This is a genomic window from Hyphomonas sp., assembly GCF_046313735.1.
Lineage (GTDB): Bacteria > Pseudomonadota > Alphaproteobacteria > Caulobacterales > Hyphomonadaceae > Hyphomonas.
The window spans coordinates 1-3,136 of record NZ_JBKBXW010000080.1 but is presented as its reverse complement, the minus strand read 5'-3'; the positions used below and the strand labels follow the sequence as shown (position 1 = coordinate 3,136).

General features: G+C 65.8%; 3 protein-coding genes. 2 read left to right on the top strand and 1 reads right to left on the bottom strand.

The features are described 5' to 3' along the window. Both ACK4SV_RS16455 and ACK4SV_RS16450 read left to right on the top strand, forming a co-directional pair. A partial coding sequence (locus ACK4SV_RS16455) for an amino acid--tRNA ligase-related protein (protein WP_409918927.1) occupies nt 1–711 on the top strand: 711 nt, incomplete at its 5' end. Beyond that, nucleotides 708–1,748 (top strand): lysine-2,3-aminomutase-like protein, encoded by a 1,041-nt coding sequence (locus tag ACK4SV_RS16450; protein WP_409918926.1) that lies wholly within the window; start codon nt 708–710, stop codon nt 1,746–1,748. The genes ACK4SV_RS16455 and ACK4SV_RS16450, both read left to right, overlap by 4 nt. Here ACK4SV_RS16450 and ACK4SV_RS16445 read toward each other — a convergent pair. Next, on the bottom strand, nt 1,730–2,932 hold the full coding sequence (locus ACK4SV_RS16445) for a hypothetical protein (protein WP_409918925.1): 1,203 nt from the start codon (nt 2,930–2,932) through the stop codon (nt 1,730–1,732). The genes ACK4SV_RS16450 and ACK4SV_RS16445 overlap by 19 nt on opposite strands. Nucleotides 2,933–3,136: the final 204 nt, after the last annotated feature.

Sequence of the window (3,136 nt, the reverse complement as noted above, 5' to 3'; positions counted from 1 at the left end):
CATGCGCCGGAATTCACGATGCTGGAATGGTACCGGGCGGAGGCGGAGATCGGCGCAGTGATGGCAGATTGCGTGTCGATTGCCCGGATCGCGGCGGAGGCGGCGGGGAGCGGCAGCCTGAGCTGGCAGGGCAGGGTATGTGATCCGTTCGCGGAGCCGGAACGCCTGACGCTGGTGGAGGCGTTCGCGCGCCATGCGGGCATCGACCTGGAGGCCCATCTCGATGACGCGGCGGGCTTTCGCGCGGCAGCGATGGCGGCAGGTGTTGGCATTGCCGAGAGCGCCAGCTGGACAGATGTGTTCTCGGCGGTGCTGGTGGCGCGGATCGAGCCACATCTGGGCGAGGGGCGCCTGACATTCCTTGAGGCCTATCCCATCAGCCAGGCGGCGCTGTCGCGGCCGGTGCCGGAGGATCCGCGCTTTGCCGAGCGGTTCGAGCTTTATGCCTGCGGCGTGGAGCTGGCGAATGGCTACCGGGAGCTGACGGATGCCGCCGCGCTTGAGGCGCGCCAGGTCGGCGAGATGGATCTCAAACAGGCTGAGTATGGCATGCGCTATCCTCTGGATACGGAGTTTCTTGCCGCGGTGGCCGCGATGCCCGAGGCGAGCGGGGTCGCCCTAGGCTTTGACCGGCTGGTGATGCTGGCGAGCGGGGCGGCGTCCATCCATGATGTCCTTTGGACGCCGGCGCCGGTGGAGGCAGGCGCATGAAGCCCATCACTTATCGCAGCGTGGAGGATTTGCTCGGCGCGGGGCTTATTGCGGCGCATGAGGTTTCGGTCTTGTCCGAGGTGGCCGCCGCCTATGTCATTGCGCTGCCCGCGCCGATTGCGGGGCTGATCGACCGGGCGGATGCGGCCGATCCGATCCGCGCGCAATATGTGCCGTCGGCAGACGAACTCATTGTGGCGCCCGGCGAGACAGCGGACCCGATTGGCGACGCGGCGCACAGCCCGGTCGCCGGCATCGTGCACCGCTATCCGGACCGGGTGTTGCTGAAGGCGACATCGACCTGCCCGGTCTATTGCCGCTTCTGTTTCCGCCGTGAGCGGGTCGGCCCGGACAAGGGCGAGGCGCTGGGCAAGGCGGAGCTTGAGGCGGCGCTGGGTTATATCGCGGCGCATCCGGAGATCTTCGAGGTCATACTGACCGGCGGCGATCCGATGATGCTGTCGCCCGCGCGGGCGGGGGAGATCACGCGGCGGCTTGAGGGCATCGATCATGTGAAGGTGATCCGCTGGCATACGCGCATGCCGGTGACGGCGCCGGAGCAGGTGAGTGAGGCGCTGGTTGAGGCGGTCCGTAGCCGGACGAAGGCGGTGTTCGTCGCGGTGCATGCCAATTATGCGCGGGAGTTCACGCCGGAGGCTGTCGCCGCCATCCGCCGGCTGGTCGAGGCGGGGGTGTCGCTGGTCTCGCAGTCTGTGCTGCTGCGCGGTGTGAATGACAGTTTCGAGGCGCTGTCAGACCTGATGCGCGCTTTCCTCAGTGCCGGGATCAAGCCCTATTACCTGCACCAGCTCGATGCGGCGCCGGGCACCGCGCATTTCCGGGTGCCGGTGGAGGAGGGGCAGGCACTGATGCGGCGGCTGCGGGATGAGCTGACCGGCCTCGCGACGCCGCTCTATGTGGCGGATATTCCGGGGGGCGTGTCGAAGGCGGTGATGAACCTCTCAGACGCTGAGCGGCGCAGCGATGTGTTTCGTGTGCGCGGACGCGATGGCGAGATTTACCCGCTGCCGGGCTGAGGCTCGCGGCGGCCTGATGCGAGCAGGAGCAGGGCGACGAGGCCGATGGAAGTCGCCTGACTCGAGAAGAGTTCGAGGAGGGCCGCAAACAGCCAGCTCGGCAGGGCGGCGCGCTGTTCAGCCTCAAGCAGGATATTGCCGGAGCCCTGGCCGAGGAGTTCGGCATTGGCGGCCTCGATGCGCGCGGTGAGTTCATCCCGGCGGCGAGCGAGGCCGAGCTCGTTCTGCGCGTCGCGGTAGGGTTTCTGTTCGGTGCGGCCGACCCGCTCGACTTCGGCGAGATAGGCTTCCAGCCCTTCGACCGAGCGCGTCTCCGGCGGGATGCCGCCCAGCTGGCGGCGCCAGTCGGCAATCTGGGATTCCAGCACGGCGCGGTTGGTGCCGGCGGTTTCGACGGCGGCGGCGGCCGCTTCGGCATTGCCGCGAATATAGATTTCCGTGCCGATGATCGAGGCGCCGGCGCCGATGAGGGCAAACACCAGCGCGCGGAAGGCTTCCTTCATGCGCCGGTTGGCGCCGTGCCAGTAGACGAAGGTGAAGCCGCCGAACGAGATCACGGCAGCGATGACGCCGGCCCAGCCCCAGATGCGGCCCTGGACAGGATCACCAACGGTGGCGGAGAAGGCCTGATAGTTGGCAAAACCCGACAGGCCGGCGATGACGAAGACGAGCGCCAGCACGCCGATGATGACGCGCTCGCTGCGGCCTTTGCGCTTTTCAGCTTGTGCGGCGCGCAGGGCGGCGAGGCGTTCCTCACGCTCGGCGGCGATTTCTTCAGGGGTGGGGAGTTGCTGTTCTGGGCGGAGCTGGAGGACCTGGGGTTGTGTTTTCAGGACGGGGTTCGCGGCGCGGATTGCGAGCGAATAATCACCGTCATTCTGGCCAGCTGAAGTGTTTGGAAGTCCATCCGGCTCCGGTGCCGGGTCCGAGTCAGTGTAGACTACAAGGCTGCGCTGGGATTCCAGATCCTTGATCAGTGATCTCAAACTTGCGGTGTCACCCTTGCCCCGGCAGAAATAGGTGCGCTTTTCCCAATGTATATCGATGTCGTCACCGGCTTCGATACAAGTCTCATGAAGGGGGCAGGGCGCCCGCGTTTCGTTTGCTTCCTGGCTGGCATACTCGTCCAGCCCCAGCAGTTCGCTGACCCTCCGCCTCTCGTCCTGTCGACTGTCGTCGCTCATTGCGGCCCCATTTGCCCTCACGCGCGTTTGTCATAGCGGAAACCGGGCGGGCGCGTCACCTGCGGCGCAGCATTCCCGTCACACACTTACTGAGAGTGCAGCTGCCACTCATTTACACCTTTAATCCGGCCCAGTGAGACCTTAATCTGAGAGTAACGGAGCCGATGCGATATTCGGATTTCCATGGGTGCAGTCATTCCGGAC